General features: G+C 38.1%; 19 protein-coding genes. 7 read left to right on the top strand and 12 right to left on the bottom strand.

The genetic code is table 11. The features are described 5' to 3' along the window. The first annotated feature begins 342 nt into the window (after positions 1-342). From mfd to BLV99_RS03475, 3 genes are all read left to right on the top strand, one after another. The gene (gene mfd, locus BLV99_RS03485) at positions 343-3,801 is read left to right on the top strand and encodes a transcription-repair coupling factor (protein WP_092687764.1); all 3,459 of its coding nucleotides are present in this window, start codon (positions 343-345) and stop codon (positions 3,799-3,801) included. Between the two features lie 233 nt (positions 3,802-4,034). Next, positions 4,035-4,469 (top strand): HIT domain-containing protein, encoded by a 435-nt coding sequence (locus tag BLV99_RS03480; protein WP_086163996.1) that lies wholly within the window; start codon positions 4,035-4,037, stop codon positions 4,467-4,469. A gap of 63 nt (positions 4,470-4,532) precedes the next feature. Next, positions 4,533-5,993 carry an adenylate/guanylate cyclase domain-containing protein gene (locus BLV99_RS03475; protein ID WP_086163995.1) on the top strand — a complete coding sequence of 487 codons (1,461 nt, stop codon included), beginning with the start codon at positions 4,533-4,535 and terminating at the stop codon, positions 5,991-5,993. A gap of 75 nt (positions 5,994-6,068) precedes the next feature. Here the strand turns inward: BLV99_RS03475 and fdx are convergent, their stop codons facing one another. The 8 genes from fdx to BLV99_RS03435 all read right to left on the bottom strand — a co-directional run bounded on the left by fdx (position 6,069) and on the right by BLV99_RS03435 (position 12,231). Continuing rightward, positions 6,069-6,407, bottom strand: coding sequence for an ISC system 2Fe-2S type ferredoxin (fdx, locus tag BLV99_RS03470; protein WP_074944718.1), 339 nt, complete (start codon positions 6,405-6,407; stop codon positions 6,069-6,071). A gap of 13 nt (positions 6,408-6,420) precedes the next feature. After that, entirely contained in the window at positions 6,421-8,283 is a 1,863-nt protein-coding gene (gene hscA, locus BLV99_RS03465; RefSeq protein WP_092687759.1) for a Fe-S protein assembly chaperone HscA, read from the bottom strand. A gap of 38 nt (positions 8,284-8,321) precedes the next feature. Further along, positions 8,322-8,837: a Fe-S protein assembly co-chaperone HscB gene (gene hscB / locus BLV99_RS03460; protein ID WP_092687755.1), complete on the bottom strand. Its 516-nt coding sequence runs from the start codon at positions 8,835-8,837 to the stop codon at positions 8,322-8,324. 108 nt (positions 8,838-8,945) lie between these two features. Next, entirely contained in the window at positions 8,946-9,266 is a 321-nt protein-coding gene (gene iscA / locus BLV99_RS03455; protein ID WP_086188739.1) for an iron-sulfur cluster assembly protein IscA, read from the bottom strand. 38 nt (positions 9,267-9,304) lie between these two features. Beyond that, on the bottom strand, positions 9,305-9,691 hold the full coding sequence (gene iscU / locus BLV99_RS03450; RefSeq protein ID WP_004651785.1) for a Fe-S cluster assembly scaffold IscU: 387 nt from the start codon (positions 9,689-9,691) through the stop codon (positions 9,305-9,307). Positions 9,692-9,777: 86 nt separating this feature from the next. Continuing rightward, on the bottom strand, positions 9,778-10,995 hold the full coding sequence (locus BLV99_RS03445) for an IscS subfamily cysteine desulfurase (protein WP_086163992.1): 1,218 nt from the start codon (positions 10,993-10,995) through the stop codon (positions 9,778-9,780). A gap of 1 nt (position 10,996) precedes the next feature. Next, entirely contained in the window at positions 10,997-11,470 is a 474-nt protein-coding gene (locus BLV99_RS03440; RefSeq protein ID WP_004651787.1) for an Rrf2 family transcriptional regulator, read from the bottom strand. 113 nt (positions 11,471-11,583) lie between these two features. Further along, positions 11,584-12,231 carry a hypothetical protein gene (locus tag BLV99_RS03435; RefSeq protein WP_086183318.1) on the bottom strand — a complete coding sequence of 216 codons (648 nt, stop codon included), beginning with the start codon at positions 12,229-12,231 and terminating at the stop codon, positions 11,584-11,586. Positions 12,232-12,422: 191 nt separating this feature from the next. Between BLV99_RS03435 and BLV99_RS03430 the strand changes: the two genes are divergently transcribed. From BLV99_RS03430 to BLV99_RS03420, 3 genes are all read left to right on the top strand, one after another. Then, positions 12,423-12,890, top strand: a complete 468-nt coding sequence (locus tag BLV99_RS03430; RefSeq protein WP_413772544.1) for a phasin family protein — start codon at positions 12,423-12,425, stop codon at positions 12,888-12,890. Between the two features lie 158 nt (positions 12,891-13,048). Next, the gene (locus tag BLV99_RS03425) at positions 13,049-13,321 is read left to right on the top strand and encodes an HU family DNA-binding protein (protein WP_004651791.1); all 273 of its coding nucleotides are present in this window, start codon (positions 13,049-13,051) and stop codon (positions 13,319-13,321) included. Positions 13,322-13,454: 133 nt separating this feature from the next. Continuing rightward, on the top strand, positions 13,455-15,323 hold the full coding sequence (locus BLV99_RS03420) for a SurA N-terminal domain-containing protein (protein ID WP_092687749.1): 1,869 nt from the start codon (positions 13,455-13,457) through the stop codon (positions 15,321-15,323). 59 nt (positions 15,324-15,382) lie between these two features. On the opposite strand, the gene BLV99_RS03415 is transcribed toward BLV99_RS03420, so the two are convergent. Continuing rightward, entirely contained in the window at positions 15,383-16,255 is an 873-nt protein-coding gene (locus BLV99_RS03415) for a DUF2797 domain-containing protein (RefSeq protein ID WP_086183316.1), read from the bottom strand. 31 nt (positions 16,256-16,286) lie between these two features. On the opposite strand from BLV99_RS03415, the gene BLV99_RS03410 reads away from it, so the two are divergent. Continuing rightward, positions 16,287-16,757 carry a DUF6231 family protein gene (locus tag BLV99_RS03410; protein WP_092687746.1) on the top strand — a complete coding sequence of 157 codons (471 nt, stop codon included), beginning with the start codon at positions 16,287-16,289 and terminating at the stop codon, positions 16,755-16,757. A 138-nt stretch (positions 16,758-16,895) separates the two neighbouring features. On the opposite strand, the gene BLV99_RS03405 is transcribed toward BLV99_RS03410, so the two are convergent. The 3 genes from BLV99_RS03405 to BLV99_RS03395 are packed head-to-tail and all read right to left on the bottom strand — an operon-like array spanning position 16,896 to position 18,862. Further along, positions 16,896-17,513 carry an OB-fold-containig protein gene (locus BLV99_RS03405; protein ID WP_086183314.1) on the bottom strand — a complete coding sequence of 206 codons (618 nt, stop codon included), beginning with the start codon at positions 17,511-17,513 and terminating at the stop codon, positions 16,896-16,898. An 18-nt stretch (positions 17,514-17,531) separates the two neighbouring features. Next, positions 17,532-17,843 carry a Rieske (2Fe-2S) protein gene (locus BLV99_RS03400; protein WP_167356295.1) on the bottom strand — a complete coding sequence of 104 codons (312 nt, stop codon included), beginning with the start codon at positions 17,841-17,843 and terminating at the stop codon, positions 17,532-17,534. A gap of 14 nt (positions 17,844-17,857) precedes the next feature. Beyond that, on the bottom strand, positions 17,858-18,862 hold the full coding sequence (locus BLV99_RS03395) for an adenosine kinase (RefSeq protein ID WP_092687743.1): 1,005 nt from the start codon (positions 18,860-18,862) through the stop codon (positions 17,858-17,860). Positions 18,863-18,945: the final 83 nt, after the last annotated feature.

Raw genomic sequence — 18,945 nt, 5'->3', positions numbered from 1 at the left:
ATTTTAAAGCAGTGCCTTAAAACTGGCTCAGGATGTCGTGTATGGGAAACAAAAGGTTTTTCTTGCGGACTCAAAATATATTTTGAGATCCTCATTTTGACCTTTCAAAAGTAGAGATAATGCCTACGCAAAAGCATAAAAATTGAAGTACTCAAAATGAGGCAGTGCAAATTTCAAATAATCGAATATTGAATTTTTTTTGATTTATGCAAGTTATCTAATGAGATCTTAAACATCTAAAAGGATTTGGGTAAAAAATTGCATCGAATATAAAAATAACTCAACCGAAAAATTACACATGCTAATATATTGCTTATGTGATTTAGACCAAAAGCTATATACATGTTCCAACAAGAAATTTCCCAACTAAATCTGCAACAATTAAAAGCAGGCGAGAAACGCTGGGTCGGTAATTTACAAGGCTCATCTGCATCTTTGTTGTTCAAAGAAATTGCGACGCAAAGTAAGCAATTATTTATTGTTGTTGCCAAAAATAATCAGCACTTAGGGCAGTTGGAAAGTGAATTAGAGTTTTATGGCATAAAACCGACTATTTTCCCAGACTGGGAAATTTTACCGTATGACCGTTTATCTCCACATCAAGATATTGTGTCAGAACGGTTGTCGATTTTATCGAATATGCCACAATCGGGTGTGTTGCTTTTGTCTGCATCGACCTTAGTGCAACGGGTCGCACCAACGTCGTGGGTGTTGGGTGAACATTTTGATATTAAAGTCGGTCAAAAATTTGAATTAGAACAACAAAAACTTCGCTTGGTGCAAGCGGGCTATCATTTGGTTGATACCGTTTATGATCATGGTGAGTTTGCTGTACGCGGCAGCATTATGGACATCTATGCATCTGGGCAAAGTGCACCTATTCGAATAGATTTATTTGATGATGAAATTGAGAGTTTAAAGTTCTTTGATCCTGAAACACAAAGAACGACGCAAAACTTAACCCAGTTTTCAGTATTACCCGCCAAAGAATTTCCACTTAAAGAAGGGCGTGCGATTTTTCGTGATCGTTATGCAGAAAGTTTTCCGACTGCAAATCCAAAGAAAAATCCAGTTTATCAAGATGTTTTAGAGGGTATTGCATCTCCCGGGCTTGAGTTTTATTTTCCTTTATTCTTTAGTAAACAAGCCATGGCAGCACAAAGTACGCTTATGGCGTACTTACCAAAGAATGGCATTGTCATTACAGATAAGTATTTAGATGAAGGATTAAGCAGCTTCTGGCAGGATATCATGCGACGTTATGAAGATCGTCGTCATAATGTTGATCATCCTATTTTATCGCCAGAGGAAATTTTCTTACAACCCAATCAGGTCTTAGAACAACTCAACCACTTTGCTAGAGTGATTGCATCATCAGAAGAATTTGTAGAAAAAACAGGTGTTCTGAATCTGAACACTGAATTGCCTCCACGTTTGCCTGTTGATCCAAAACAAGAAAAACCTTTTTCAGCGGTTAAAAAGTATATTGATGCTGCCAATCACCCCGTTCTTTTGGTTGCTGAAAGTGCTGGCCGCCGTGAAACTTTAAAAGATGCGTTACGACCAACGCTTGGGGATATCCCCAATGTGGAAAATTTTGCTGACTTTAGAAAATCATTACATGCTATTGCAATTACCAGTGCACCACTGGATCGTGGTTTAGTAATTCCTAATTACCTCACGGTAATTTCTGAAAATCAGCTGTATGAACATCGTGTGGTACAACGCCGTCGTAAACGTCAGCAGGAAGTCTCCGAAGAGTTTTTAATCCGTAGTTTAACGGAGCTGAGTATTGGTGCACCTGTGGTGCATATTGATTATGGCGTGGGGCGTTATGCGGGTTTGGTCACCTTAAGTATTGATGATCAAGACCATGAGTTTTTACAGCTTGATTACGCTGATGCAGCCAAAGTATATGTTCCAGTTACCAATTTACATCTGATTAGTCGTTATAGTGGAGGTGATCCTGATTTAGCGCCTTTACATAAATTAGGTACGGATACTTGGAATAAAGCAAAGCGTAAAGCCTTGGAACAAATTCATGATGTCGCGGCTGAACTATTACATATTCAAGCGCGTCGTCAAGCCAAACCCGGTTTTGCTTTTGAACTTGAACAAAGTCCATATATGCAATTTGCCAGTGGTTTTGCTTATGAAGAAACCTTAGATCAAGCCAATGCTATTGATGCAACATTACACGATATGCAACTGGCAAAACCCATGGATCGCCTTGTCTGTGGTGATGTGGGTTTTGGTAAGACTGAAGTTGCCATGCGGGCTGCATTTTTAGCGGTGCAAAACAATAAACAAGTGGCAGTTTTAGTACCGACCACTTTACTTGCGCAGCAGCATTATGAATCGTTTAAAGACCGTTTTGCGGATTGGCCAATTCGGATTGAAGTGCTATCTCGTTTTGGTTCCAACAAATCGCATGTAAAAACGATTGAAGACTTAGCAGATGGTAAAGTTGATATTGTGATTGGAACACACAAAATTTTGCAGGAAAGTATTCAATTTAAAAACTTAGGTTTAATGATTGTCGATGAGGAACATCGCTTTGGTGTGCGTGACAAAGAACGTATTAAAGCCATGCGTGCAGATGTCGATATGCTTACACTGACTGCAACACCAATTCCGCGTACCTTAAATATGGCATTTAGTGGGATGCGTGATTTGTCTATTATTGCCACACCACCCGCACGTCGTTTAGCAGTAAAAACCTTTGTGCAAGAACATAGCAGTGAATCGATTAAGGAAGCCGTTCTACGTGAATTACTTCGTGGCGGTCAGGTTTATTTTTTACATAATGAAGTCGATACTATTGAGCGTGCCGCAGAAAGTATTCGTCAATTGGTGCCGGAAGCACGTGTAGCCGTGGCACATGGACAAATGCGTGAACGTGAGTTAGAGCAGGTCATGCAGCAGTTCTATCACAAAGAATATAATGTTTTGGTGTGCTCAACGATTATTGAAACAGGGATTGATGTTCCAAATGCCAATACCATTTTAATTGAACGTGCGGATAAATTGGGTCTAGCACAATTGCATCAATTGCGTGGTCGTGTTGGTCGTTCACATCATCAAGCCTATGCTTACTTGCTTGTGCCTTCGATTAAAGGCTTAAAAGGGGATGCAGAAAAACGTCTGGATGCTATTCAGCGTGCATCAAATTTAGGTGCAGGCTTTATGCTTGCTACGGAAGATTTGGAAATTCGTGGTGCAGGTGAACTGTTGGGCGAACAACAAAGTGGTTCAATGCAGGCCATTGGTTATAGTTTGTATATGGAAATGCTGGAGAAGGCGACTAAAGCCATTCAAAAAGGTAAAACGCCAAACTTTGATGCGCCACTTTCTTTAACGGCTGAAATTAATCTGCATATGCCAGCATTGATTCCAGATGATTATCTGGGTGATGTACACCAACGCTTATTATTTTATAAACGTATTAGTAATACCGATAGCCAAGACAAGCTTGATAACATCCGCATGGAATTGATTGATCGTTTTGGTGTGCCACCACAACCAGTGAAGCAATTATTTGCTGTGCATCAGATTCGTTTGAAAGCAGAGCAGTTGGGAATGACCAAAGTCGATATCAGTTCGCATGGCGGTTATATTGAATTTTCCCCTGATACTCCAGTACAAGCCATCAGCATTATTCAAATGATGCAAAAACATCCGACTTTTTTCCGTATGGATGGTGGGCAACGTTTAAAAGTGATGGTGATGTTGGAAGATTATCAAAAAAGAATTCAATTTATTTCTGATTTATTGGTCAGTTTATTAAAAGAAATTCACTAAAGAGAATGTGAGTGCGTAAATATTATGCACTCACATTTGAAATTGATCATAATTTCAAAAAAGCTCGCAAGAAATGCTTGATTTTTTAAAGAAATTTACTACATTCGTAGGGGTTAAGGTGCTCAATATAAATAGTGGTTTATTTGTAATGAAACACATTGCATAGAATATTCACGTCTCATTGGATGTGATAGTATTAGCCATCATTCTAATTTTGCATAATTTATAAAGATATGTTTAGTTTGCATCCACAACTTGCTCAAGATACTTTTTTTGTAGGCGACTTTCCACTGTCAACATGTCGTTTAATGAATGATATGCAATTTCCGTGGCTCATATTAATTCCGCGTGTACCGGGTATTACTGAGTTATATGAATTAAGTCAGGCCGATCAAGAACAATTCCTACGTGAATCTAGTTGGTTATCAAGCCAACTGGCACGTGTATTCCGTGCAGACAAAATGAATGTTGCAGCTTTAGGCAATATGGTGCCACAGTTGCATTTTCATCATGTCGTGCGTTACCAAAATGATGTCGCTTGGCCAAAACCAGTTTGGGGGACACCTGCGGTTCCTTATACCAATGAAGTCCTTGCGCATATGCGTCAAACTTTAATGCTCGCACTTCGTGGTCAAGGTGATATGCCATTTGATTGGCGTATGGACTAATTCATAACCATTTAAAACCATAAAGGAATATATGGTGTGAATACTCGGACTAGGAGTGCTTGAGTGCCGTTAGACGACTGGATTAGAAAAGAGCCTAGACAATTTGAATATTTCCATCGCTTGATGGGGTATGTGATGTTGTCTTTGCTCATGATTGTCTATCACTACACTTCATCCGATACCAAATATCAGATTTATGTTCCTTTATTCTTACTGTTTACTTTACTGATTACACCCAAGTTATCGAATTGGCTGCTATACCGTTATAATTCCAAAATAAAACGCAGTGTCTTGTTTATTATCGATATTGTTATTATTTCAGTTCTTTTGTCGGCTATTCATTTAAATCTGGTTCTGACTTTTCTTTCATTTTTCGCAATTTTATATACTGCAATCAGTAATAAAATTTCATTCCTTATGGTGTCACTGGCAAGTTTAATTGGCATTGCCATTTTTTATCTGTGCAATATTTTTATTTTTGGTTTTGGTGAGTATTTTGAGCAAACCACTGGGGAGTTAACTGTCCTTGGTTTTATTTGCTTAATTACTTATTTTGGCGTGGGGAGTTTTTACCAACGTAGTCAAATCCAGCATATTACCGATCGTAAAGCTTATTATTATGAGCAAATGAATCGTTATATGGAGTTTGCAAACCAACTTAGCCGTTATGCACCGGTCCAATTGTGGCAATCGATTATGAAGGGTGAGTCTGAAGCTAAAATTGAATATAAACGAAAAAAAATGACAATTTTCTTTTCAGATATTCAAGGGTTTACCGAGCTTTCTGAAACACTTATTCCAGATGACTTGGCATTTTTACTCAATGACTATCTTAGCCATATGACTGAAATTGCAAAGCAATATGAAGCAACTGTCGATAAATTTATGGGCGATGCCATTTTAATTTTCTTTGGTGATCCTATTTCTCAAGGTGTTGAACAAGATGCAAAAACTTGTTTAGACATGGCGATTGATATGCGTCAGCAAATGAAATTATTAAGAGAAAGATGGATTAAAATGGGTTATCCCGCTTTGCATATTCGTATGGGGATTAGTACAGGTTATTGCCACGTAGGGAATTATGGTGCAGCTCATCGTATGGCGTATACCATTGTTGGGCGTGATGCAAATTTGGCCGCGCGTTTACAAAGTGCTGCTGCGGTGGATGAAATTTTAATTTCTGATGAAACCTATAATTTAATTAAAAATGATTATCTGTGTGCGCCTAAAGCACCGATTACCCTTAAAGGTATTCAAGGGCCAGTAAATACTTGGCAGGTGATGGAAAAATATACTTCACGTAAATCGGATTATCAGCGATGGTTTGATTATGAGTATAAGGGCTTTCATTTATTGTTGAATCTGGATGAAGTTCAAAATTATGAATATCCAGAACTGCTTAATGTTTTAGAAAAAATGATTAAGCGCATACAAAAACAGCAAAAAATGACCAACTCTCAAGGGATTGTAAAATTGAACTTAGAGGATGAAGTGATAGAAGAAAAAGATCAACAATATCACTAAAATCATGCGTTTTCGGCTGCATTTGGATAGAAAAAACCACGCTATAGCGTGGTTTTTTATTGCCTATAAAATCAATTAATGATTTTCAGAAGCATGGTTGATTGTATATTTAGGTATTTCAATTTCTAAGTCTTCATCAACCAGTTTCACTTGGCAAGATAGACGAGAATCAGGTTCTAAGCCCCAAGCACGATCAAGCAAGTCTGCTTCAACATCATTCATTTCATCTAAACTGTCAAAGCCTTTACGTACGACAACATGACATGTTGTGCATGCAGCAGACATATCGCAAGCGTGTTCAATTTTAATGCCATTTTTCAATAAGCTTTCGCAAAGATTAGCATTTTGTTCAACTTCAAACTCAGCACCATTCGGGCAAATTTGCGCATGTGGAAGAACTTTAATACGTGGCATGATTTTTACCTATTTATTTGTGTGAGTTTGACCAGTCATCGAGTTGGGTGCCTTTAAGTGCGGAATCAATATGTTGATTCATGCGTGCTGCAGCAAAAGCATCACTATGTATTTTAAGTTGTTGTACAGCTTCTTCAATAGCTTCGATGTTGGTTGTCGATAATTGCTGTTCGAGTTCAACTTTTGTTTGCTCTAAAGCCACCAATTGTTCAGCACTCAGTAAGTTTGCATCAACTTTTAAGGCTTGTGTAAGTGCTTCCAATTCACGCTGTGCTTCAACTTTAGTTTCTTGTAAGTGACGAAGATTTTTATCTTCTTCAGCAAATTTAAAACCGTCAATCAATAAGCGCTCAGTATCAGAATCGGATAAACCATACGATGGTTTAATGTCAATTTGTGCATGCACACCAGATGTTGTTTCTTTAGCAGAAACGGTCAGTAAACCATCCGCATCGACTTGGAAGGTAACTTCAATGCGTGCTTGACCCGCAGTCATCGGTGGAATGCCATGTAAGACAAAGCGACCTAAACTACGACAGTGCTCAACCAGATCACGTTCACCTTGTACCACATGAATCAACATCGCAGTTTGACCATCTTGATAGGTCGTAAACTCTTGACGACGTGCGACTGGAATTGCGGTGTTGCGTGAAATCAGGCGCTCAACCAAGCCACCCATGGTCTCTAAGCCCAAAGAGAGCGGGGTAACATCAAGCAGTAATGAACCATCTTTGCTGTTGCCAATCAGTTGATCTGCGGTAATGGCTGCGCCAATAGCGACCACTTCATCAGGATTAATTGTGCACAGTGGTTCTTGATTAAATACGTCACGAACTGCTTTTTGTACCGCATAAGAGCGAGTAGAACCGCCCACTAAAACCACATTTTGAATGTCATTTAGCTCAAGTTTGGCATCACGCATTACACGCTTACAGACACTAATGGTTTTGTCTAAAGCAACTTTAATAATGTCTTCAAATGTTGCACGATCTAAAGTTAAAACTTGATCTAAGGCATGAAGCTCTACCGATTCGGCATCGGTTAATGCTTCTTTGGCCTTGCGTGCAGCAACGATAAGATGGACATGTTGTGAATTATCTAGCGTTTCAATATTGAGTTGTTTTTTAGCCCATTTAACAATTAAACGGTCTAAATCATCGCCACCCAGTGCAGTATGACCACCCGTTGCGAGGACTTCGAACACACCTTGGGTAAAACGCAAGATAGAAACGTCAAAAGTACCACCACCTAAATCATAGATGACATAGTTATGATCAGAAGCTAAGTTGCTTTCTTGGTCTAAACCATAAGCGACCGCAGCAGCAGTGGGTTCATTGAGTAAGCGTAATACGTTTAAACCCGCCAATTGAGCCGCATCACGTGTTGCTTGGCGTTGAGCTTCATCAAAATAAGCAGGAACAGTAATCACTGCACCATTAATTGGATTTTGTAGACTTGATTCTGCACGTTCTTTTAAGTGTTTTAATATTTCAGCTGAAATTTCAACAGGTGTTTTACGTCCGTGATTGGTTTCAAAAGCTGGCATCTGGTGGTCTTCACCCACCAGTGTATATGGGTGTTGAAATTTAATATCCGCTTTTGAACGACCCATAAAGCGCTTAACAGAAACGATGGTGTTTTTTGGGTCACTGATCATGAACGCTTTTGCTTCATCACCATATTGAGTTGCTTGATCCGCATAGTGCACAATCGATGGGAGTAACACGCGACCTTGTTCATCGTTAAGAACTTTGGCTTTGCCTGATAGAACCGTAGCCACTAAAGAGTGCGTAGTACCTAAGTCGATACCAATAGCAATACGGTGTTCATGGGGCGCACTTGATTGACCAGGTTCTGCAATTTGCAAGAGAGCCATTGTGTTACATCCTTTGAACGTCTAAAAGTAAAAATAAATTAAAAATCATCATCAAGATCGAAAGAGTCATCATCTAAAAAACGATCTTCAGCTTTGTCAATATCAGCCATGACTTTTTGAAAAAAGCGTAATTTTCGCACTGTATCGCGCGCTTCAGCCCAATCTTCTTCAGTATAGTCAATTTTAAATTCACGCACTAAGCTGTCAATCCATTGTTGGACTTCTTCTTTAAGTGAAATTAAATCGTCAGCAGAGTGAGCTTCATCAAGCTGTTCACGAATTTCTAGTGCAGATTGTAAGAATTCAAAATCGCTGATGGATTGATCAAGGAGGTGATCTTGTTTTTTTAACGAAAGCAGATATCCCGCACGACTATCAACTTGAGATAGAACTTTAAAAGCTTGATTGATCTCGCTAGATTTAATGAGCGCTTGATCTTTATCTTCGGCTTTGTCGGGGTGATATTGTTGCTGCAATTTTAAAAATTCATTTTTTAAAACTGCTAAATCAATATCGAGTTCTACTGGAAGATTGAACAACTCAAAATGATTCATGGGAGATTTGATCCGCGAAAGTTCTATAAAATAATTGAAAATTAAATGCAATTAAAACAGTGTATTGTACACTGTTTTAATGCTTAAAAAGGGAATATAAGAGGTTGATTAAACAGTGAAAGATTCACCACAACCACATTCACCTTTTTTATTGGGGTTATTAAATTCGAAGCCTTCATTTAGACCATTTTTTACATAGTCCATTTCTAAGCCTTCTAAATAGACACCGCTTTTAGGGTCAACGAAAACTTTAACACCAAACTGTTCAAAAACTTGATCATGTGTATCAACTTCATCTACGAATTCGAGTACATAGGCCAAACCAGAACAGCCTGAAGTTTTCACGCCAACGCGAATGCCTTCACCCTTACCGCGATTTTCTAAGTAATTGCTGATATGAGTTGCAGCATTTTCAGTTAAATGAATCATGAAAACTCCATTATTCCTTATTCAAAACTTAAAAATAATTAAGCTTTAGCTTTTTTGCTGCGGTAGTCTTCAACAGCAGCTTTAATTGCATCTTCAGCAAGTACAGAACAGTGTACTTTTACTGGAGGAAGCGCAAGTTCAGTGGCAATATCAATGTTTTTGATTGCTTGCGCTTGGTCTAAAGTTTTACCTTTAAGCCATTCAGTAACAAGCGAACTTGATGCAATAGCCGATCCACAACCATAGGTTTTGAAACGTGCTTGTTCAATGACACCATTGTCATCCACTTGGATTTGAAGGCGCATAACATCACCACAAGCGGGTGCACCGACCATACCTGTACCAACATTTTCAGCATTTTTGTCTAAAACGCCAACATTACGAGGGTTTTCGTAATGATCAATTACTTTTTCACTATAAGCCATGATGCGTCTCCAAAACTCGGGGTCAGCCTAATAAGATTTAATATGAGGGCATCTGCATGGAATTTCCATGCGATGCCATGAATAAATTAGTGTTCAGCCCATTCTACTGTAGAGAGATCGATACCTTCTTTGTACATATCCCAAAGAGGAGAAAGATCACGTAATTTATCTACAGCTGCTTTGGTGATTTCAAGGACATGGTCGATGTCTTCTTCAGTCGTATATGTACCGAAGCTGAAACGAATCGAGCTGTGAGCAAGTTCATCAGACAAACCTAATGCACGAAGTACATAAGATGGTTCAAGTGTTGCAGATGTGCATGCAGAACCAGATGAAACAGCAGCATCTTTCAATGCCATCATCAATGATTCGCCTTCTACAAAGTTAAAACTTACGTTTAAGTAATTTGCAACATTGTATTCAGGATGACCGTTTAAGAACACTTGTTCTAAACCTTGTAAGCCGTTCCAAAGTTTGTCACGTAATACACGAATACGTTTTTGTTCAGACTCTAGGTTTTTGCCTGCAAGTTCAAATGCTTCACCCATGCCGACAATTTGATGCGTTGCCAATGTACCTGAACGCATACCACGCTCATGACCACCACCATGCATTTGCGCTTTTAGGCGGACACGTGGGCTACGACGTACAAAAAGTGCGCCCATGCCTTTAGGGCCATAAATTTTATGTGCTGAAAAACTCATCAAATCAACTTTCATGGTTGAAAGATCAATTTCAACTTTACCCGCAGCTTGAGCAGCATCAACATGGAAATAAGTTTTATTTGCACGTGTGATTTCGCCAATTGCGGCTACATCAGTCACAGTACCAATTTCGTTGTTGACCATCATCAGTGAAACAAGCACGGTATCTGGACGAATGGCTGCTTTCACCATTTCAGCTGTGATCAAACCTGTCTTTGGCTCTGGCTCAAGATAGGTGATTTCAAAGCCTTCTGCTTCAAGTTCACGACAAGTGTCTAAAATTGCTTTATGTTCAATTTTACTGGTAATGATGTGTTTGCCTTTAGAGGCATAAAATTGAGCAACACCTTTTAATGCAAGGTTGTCAGATTCAGTTGCACCTGAAGTCCACACGATTTCACGCGGGTCGGCTTTAATTAAATTAGCGACTTGTTCACGTGCATATTCGACTTTTTCTTCTGCCTGCCAACCGTAAGCATGGGAACGAGATGCTGCATTACCGAAAATACCGTCGAAAGTTAGGCATTCCATCATACGTTCTGCGACTTGAGGGTCTACAGGAGTTGTTGCTGCATAATCAAGATAAATCGGACGTTTCATGTCAAATACCTGTAACCGATAAAAGGGCTGAATCAAATGATGGTGTATTTTGGCGAATCGCAACGGTTTGCACGTTGTCTCTTGCTACAAGGTCTGCCAGCGTGATTTTTGCTAAATAATCGGCGATGTGGTGGGAGAGTTCTTGCCATAAATCATGAGTTAAGCACATTGCACCATTTTGGCAGTTACCTTTATGGTCACAACGTGTTGCGTCAACGGTTTCGTTTACAGCTTCAATAATTTCTAACACAGTGATTTCTTCAGCGCTACGAGCGAGATGGTAACCACCGTTGGCACCACGAACACTAGAAACTAAGCCGTGACGCTTTAATTTCGCAAATAACTGCTCAAGATAAGCCACAGAAATAGTTTGACGGGCTGCTATTTCAGCAAGCGTGATCGTTTGTTCGGTTGGCTGCAAAGCTAAATCAAGTAGAGCAGTCACTGCGTAGCGACCGCGAGTAGTAAGACGCATGATTCGATACACATATTAAGACTAGATGTGTCGATTTTAAGAATCCTGACTAAAATAGTCAAGTTTTTTTATGAGGCTTTAATTTGTTTTATTTTATAAGAAAAATTATATATTTATGCAAGCCATAAATTATACACTAATAATGCAATTAAAAGGGCGGTGGTTACAATAAATGCAATGTTAGTTCTTTTCTGTTTTTGCTCCAGACGACGAATACGGTTCTTATATTGTTTTACTTCCACATGTAAACTATTAATGGTTGAGCGTTGTTGGTCAATTTTTTCTAACAGGGGTGCAATACGTTTTTTTGAGGAAATGATATCTTGTTCATCAGTTGGTTCGGTTAACCATTGTTTCCAGTCAGATAAAACTTTTGGCAAACTAAACAATAAAGCTAAATCGCGAAATTCATCTTTTAAAGTGATATCACCATCAATCCGCATTTTTTTAATACTGCGGCGATTCGCCAAAACAAAGACTTTAATTAAGTCCATCAGCGTGGTACGGATATCAAGATCTACAACTTGCTCTGGCGCTTTGGTGTCAAACAAAATGCCATGTTCAGTAAATTGAACATAAAAATCAAAATAAGGTAAATAGCTATTAATTTTGATGGAAACTTTTTGCTCTATAAACTTTTTAGCTTGTAAACCGACCACACGATCATGTTTCAAAATGAAGGTAAAAATTGTTTCCAAAACAATCATCGTCATTGTAAGCAACAAATGTGGTTGATTTTGACTTTGTTGCGATTCACTCATAAAACTTAATCCTTCCCTGAAATAGAGCATCCTAGCTTGTAAAAATACTTCAGGACTTTAATCAAATACATAATAATCTTGCTTTGTAGAACAGTTTAGCAAATCGATCAAGTATTTAATTTGCTATTATGAGGCTATTTTATGGGTAAATATATTAAGCGGTATAAAAAATAATCGGGAGAATGGGGAAAATGGATAAACAAATAAAAGATCAAAATGTTGATCAAGAAAAACAGGAAAATTCCGATAAAACAAAGAATAAGCTACGTTCAGGTCGCAAGTCGAGTCTGGATTTTCGTAAATATACTCAGCAAATTTGGCTTGCTGGATTGGGTGCTTTTTCACGTGCTGAGGAAGAGGGAAATAAATTATTTGACTCCTTAGTCAAGGTCGGTGAAGAGTTAGAATCGAAAACGACGGAAATTGCTGATCAAACGGTTGAAAAAGTGTCGGAGAAAGCAAAAGACTCGGTTACCGATACCAAAGATAAAGTCGAAAAATTACTTGATCAAAGTGTTAATCATTCACTAAACCGAATTGGTTTAGTCACAGTAAAAGATATTCAGTACTTAGAAAGTCTCATATTACAGTTACATAGTAAGGTTGATTTTTTGGTTGAAGAAAATAAACTTTTAAAAGAGCAAATTGTAAAAAAATGAAACAATTTTACTTTTTCTTCATTTTTCAACAATTTTTTTCACATTTATTTTGCAGAAATGCAGATCGATAGTATTGCCTTTTGCCCCAAAGCATTGCTATAAAGATGTCATGGAATCCTTAGACCTTAAATAAACGATATTAAGAGGACGTAATCTTCATGAATAAATCAGAATTAATCGATGCAATTGCAGAGAAAGGGGGATTGTCTAAGACTGATGCAGGTAAAGCCTTAGATGCGACAATTGCTTCTATTACTGAAGCGCTTAAATCTGGTGATACTGTTACACTTGTTGGTTTTGGTACATTCAACGTTAAAGAACGTGCAGCGCGTACTGGTCGTAACCCACAAACGGGTGCAGCTTTAGAAATTAAAGCAAGTAAAGTGCCTAGCTTTAAAGCTGGTAAAGGTTTGAAAGATTCTGTAGCTTAATCTTTTCTAAAGCCGATAAACGCGCCGAATAAGGCGCGTTTTTTTATTAATAATGCCGATTTACAGTTTGAACTCATTCATTCGTTGTGGGTTTTCGGGTAAAATCCCTGACAAATAAAATATTGGAATACTTATGGAATCTTTTCGTAAAGTTATTAAGGGTTGGTTGGGCAAAGTTCTGCTCATTTTGTTTTTGACCCCTTTAGCACTTGTAGGTATTGAAGGATATTTTAGTGGTGGGAAGTCAGAAGACTCAGCAAAATTAGTCAATGGCCAAGAAATTTCTAAGAAAGAGTTAGAAGCACTGACCAAAACATTTAAAGAACAGTACTTGGCTTATGCCAAGGGCGACGAAACTTTATTGAATCAATCCTATATTCAAAATAAAGCAATGGATAGCCTTGTTGCTCGTACCTTGTTATTACAACAAGCAGAAAAATTGGGTATTTCATTAAGTGATGCGCAGATTGAACAAATGGTTGCTCAGCAACCGAGCTTTCAAGAAAATGGTAAATTTTCTGAAACCTTGTATTCAAATTATCTGCGTTCAGTCGGTATGACCAGTCAAGCTTTAATTGTGAATTTACGTCAAGACCATGCTTTAAAAATGTTGACTTCAACATTTATGGATTATGCGTTGGTGAGTAAACTTGATATTCAACAAATTGCGAATTTGCAAACTGAACAACGTACTTTGCATTTGGCCAGTATTAAGCTTGATGAATATAAGAAAAATATAAAAGTTACCCCTCAAGAGATAGCGACTTATTACGACAAACATAAAGATTCATTTAAGCAAGTTGCCAGTGTAGATGTGGATTATGTTGTATTGACACCTGCAAATGTTGCACCAGCGAATACCCAAGTCACAGATGCTGAATTGCAGCAAGCCTATGCCACATTTGTAGATGCGCAAAAGAAAAATATTAAACCTGTGGTAAAGCATATCTTAATTGCTGCAGACACTCGTTCAGATGCTGAAGCGAAGAAACTGGCAAATGAAGTGGCTGCGAAAATTAAAGCAGGGATGACTTTTGCTCAAGCAGCTGCGCAATATTCAGATGATACTGAGTCTAAAGCTAAGGGTGGTGTGGTTGAAGCATATGAAAAAGGGGTATTTGGTGATGCGTTTGATCAAGCAGTTGCTGCTTTAAAATCAGCTCAAGTATCAGCACCAATTAAAACCCAATATGGTTATCATTTAATTGAAACACAAGCAGCTATGGTTAAGCTTCCTTCTTTTGAAGCTGAAAAACCACGTTTGATGGCTGAGTTGCAAAAGAACAAATCTGCCAATGTTTTTGCAGATACGGTAAATAGTCTGAATGAGTTGGTGGTGGGAAGTGATGCACTCGATGTTGTTGCACAAGAAGTTAAAGGTGTGACGGTTCAATCTGTGAAGGGTATGACATTATCTACACAACATGCAGTACTGAGCGATGCCAATGTAAAAGTTAAATTGTTTAATGATGATGTGAAAAATGGTGACCGTAATGCTTCAAGCAGTATTCAGTTAGGTAACGGTGATACTGTTTGGGTGAAAGTACGCAATTATCATGCTGCTGGTGTACAAAGTTTGGCTGAGGCGACTCCACGTATCAAAGCCAAATTAATTGAACAAAAAGCAACTGATGCTGCGCAAGCAAAAATTCAAGCGTCATTAAATAGTTTTAAATCACAACCTGCGGCAACTGTTGTAGCACAAAGTAAAATTGCATTTGAAAGTGCGGGCGTGTTTACACGTTCACAAGGCTTGAAACGTGAAGTTGAACGTGCAGCATTTAGTGTGCCAGCACCAAAAGCAGGTATGTGGTCAGTGGCAACGGCATCATTGCCAAATGAGTTGGTTGTTGTGGCTGTCTCTGATGTGAATAAGACCACATCAAGTGCGTTAACGGATGAACAATTAAATGAATTGTCTAAGTTGTACCAACAACTTCGTGGTCAACAAGAATTGGATGATTACACTCAATATTTAAAATCAAAAGCAAAAATTAAATAATTTTTGCTGAAATAAAAAACCTGCGTTTACGCAGGTTTTTTAATGGATGAGATAAAGTTTTATTCAGCACGTAGCTTAAGTTGATAACCTGAGTATTTGCGAATATTAATCACTCCAGTATCTAAAATTAGATATTGACCTTTAATGCCTTGCAAGATACCGCGAATAATCGGTGTTTTGTCTAGATTATGAGATTTTACTTTTTCAGGATATTGTTCTACGGGATAGATAAACTCATGCGGAAGTTCATTTTCCATCAGTTCAACGGTTTCATTGAATTCAAGGTTTTGACTAAATTCATCACGAATCGTTTGAATTTTTGGTGCAAATTCGGCTACCAATTGCTCGCGAACTTCAAGTAAATTTAAGGGTTCAGCTTCACCTTTGAGTAATTTGCGCCAATCAGTTTTATCAGCCACTTGTGTTCCAAACATAATTTCAAGTTGACCAGATAAGCGACGTGAACCTACTTTCATAATAGGCAAGGCTTGTGTTGCACCCTGATCCAACCAGCGTGTTGGCATTTGTCCTAGTCGTGTGATGCCTACTTTGAGTGCACTGGAGTTGGCAAGGTATACAATATGCGGTTGGAAGCAAACTTCATGGGCAAAACTATCCTCACGACAAGTACCTAAATGATAGTGACAAGTCTCTGGCTTCATGATGCACATATCGCATGAAGCTTTGGTTTTAAAACATTTGAAACAGTGACCTTGTGAATATGATTTTGGTGTTTTACTTCCGCAAGAAACACAGTAGATATTACCTGTCCATTCAATTTCAATTTCTTGACCTAAACGAAATGGAAGGTTAACTTCTGAGCGATCCAGAACGAATTTATACTCTACATTTGCCTTACGCGTCTGTTGATCAGTTACACTAAGGTTCTTTAAACCTGCATGCATTTTATGGCAAATGCCTTGTAGTTCCATGGAAAACTCTCTTAATAATAAGGATGCAGTTATGGCTGAACAAAATGTCATCACTTCAATGCTAGACGATTTATTCAAAGAACAGCCGATTCAAACTGCATTGTGCATTGGTCAAAATCTTGAGCAATACGACAATAATCAATCAATTCAATGGCACCATTTTAGCGTAACTGAATTTTTAAATCTGCCTTTTACCCAGCGATATGACGTGGGTTTTGTGTTGCTTGATTCTCAAGAGTTGTTGGCTATTTCAAATATTCAAAAATCACAATTACTTGTAAAATTGCGAGATTTGATGGCAAAACGAATTGTTGTGGTTAGCCAGTTACAAGATGAAAAACTATTGCGTTCTTTAGGGTTTACTCAGCTGATTGATAAAACCCTACATGATCGTGATTTTGCTTTATGGCAATTTAATATCCTGACGTATAAGCATGTACCCGATTGGTTTAATTCGAAGTTTTGGGCTAACCCTGAAAATTGGAATAAATTCCGTTGGTAAGTGATTTATCTATACGGTTTTTATGATTATAAGTTTTAACACTTTGTTTTTATTGATTGGTTTGAAAGTATTGTATTCCTTTATTTTAGGACAATACGATGATCAATTTAAGTACTCAGCACGCTTTTGGTGGAAATCCTAATGGTGATTTCCTGTGGTAAATAGGCTATTGGGTTTAGATGTTTTCTTAGCAATATAGTGTGATTTTTTTAAACGAATTAAAATGATCTGAGATTGAAATTCGAGCTCACCAAATTCTGGCTCAACTTGTACATAATGTAGTTGACCAAATTCATCACGAACACGTGCTTGTGCTGAGAAGCCTGGGCGTGCATTGCCACTGGAAATCGTTGCGAGTCGTCCGAGTAAGCTGACTTGTTGTTTTGTTTCTACTGGTTTAATCACTTGATCTAGGCAATGGATCATAAAAACTGTAAAGAAAATTGCAATAATCAGTGCTGGAATAATTAAGTAATAAGCAGGAAGAAATTTTTGTTGCTGAGCATAAACACAAAGTTGAAGGAAATAGCCTGAAAAGCTAAAGTTCATCAATAAGAACACCACAATTAGTGTTTTAGAGAACTTAACATTGAGAAGCGGTGATTCAGAGAGTTTCTTTGGCGATAGACTTTTTAGATATTGAGTGGGACGAATATTAAAGTAATAGCCGATGGTTTCGACCATGCTGAGCAAAATTAAAGCCAATAAACTTAAATGAAAGGGGATTAAGTTATAGTTCTGCAAAAATTCAAGCATGGTCAAATTCCATTGATTTTATTCTTCCGTGAGGTAAATTCCACCATCAGAATGCACGTTGATTGTTACTTTTTCAAGTGATTGACCTAAGCAAGGGCCAGAAATACATTCACCTGTTTCAACCAAAAAAAGCGCACCATGGGTTGAGCATTGAATATATTCACCGTCTTGATCTAAAAACTGATTTTCTAAAAATTCCAATTCAGTTTGTAGGTGAGGGCAAAGATTATTGTAAGCATAGTAAGCCCCATCACGTTGAGTGATAAAAATGGTTCTACCATCGTCTGTGTCAAAAGCACGTGCTTCGCGTTCAGGAATTTCTTCCGTCATGGCAATTCTCATCATTATGCACATTCCTTTTGGAAGTTGTTTAATAATTCCGCATAGCTTTCAACACTAAGGCGTGGGCCGAACTGTGAAACCACTTCACTTGAAATTAGAATCGCCAATTCAGCAGCCATTTGAAGACTTAAACCTGCATTTAATGCATAAAGGAATGCACCAGCAAACGCATCACCAGCACCATTTGCATCGACAGCGGTTACAGTACGACCAGGAACTTTAAGTGTTTGTTCTGAATCAGAAATTAAAGCACCTTCTGCGGATAATGTAATGACAGTGTATTTGCTTTTTAATTGCAATTGAGCAAGTGCTGCTTCTACAGAATCGGTTTCTGTATACATCATCGCTTCTTGTTGATTGCAGAAAATTAAATCTACACCATCATCTAATAGCTCATCTAAGCCTTGACGTGCATATTGCACCATCGCGGGATCAGATAAAGTGAGTGCAATTTTAACCCCATGTGCCTTGGCAATTTGACGAGCTTGTTTTACCGCAAGGCAGGCAGAACTGCTGGTCGATAAATAACCTTCAATATAAAGCCATTTTGCTGTTTTTAAGGGTTCAAAATTGATTTGATTTGCACTTAGTTCCGCAGTAATACCAAGGTAAGTATGCATTGTGCGTTCAGAATCTGGGCTGACCAATACCATACAAGTACCCGTTTCACCTTCACTCACAGAATGTTCTGTGGTTTGGATGCCAGCTTCATTTAGACCTTTTAAGTAAATACGGCCTAATTCATCATTACCTACACGACATCCGTAAAATGCTTTGCTGCCTAATGCACTAAACGCAACAGTCGTATTTGCAGCAGAACCACCAGATGCTTGACCTTTATAGATTTGTGTTTCTTTTAAATTATTATATAAATTTGCTTGTGTTTCACCATCAGTCAACTGCATAGTGCCTTTTTGCAAATTTTGTTGAATAAGGAAGTCATCAGAGACTTTAAATTCTTGGTCAATTAATGCATTACCAATTGCAAAAAGATCAACAGTTGCCATGTTTTTCATTCACACTTTAAATTAAAGCGCTAAGTTTACACCAATGCTCATGATAGCTGTAGATTGATGAATAAAATTCAAGA

It is taken from the genome of Acinetobacter kyonggiensis (genome assembly GCF_900107285.1).
Taxonomy (GTDB): domain Bacteria; phylum Pseudomonadota; class Gammaproteobacteria; order Pseudomonadales; family Moraxellaceae; genus Acinetobacter; species Acinetobacter kyonggiensis.
This window is presented reverse-complemented; position numbering and strand designations above follow the sequence as displayed.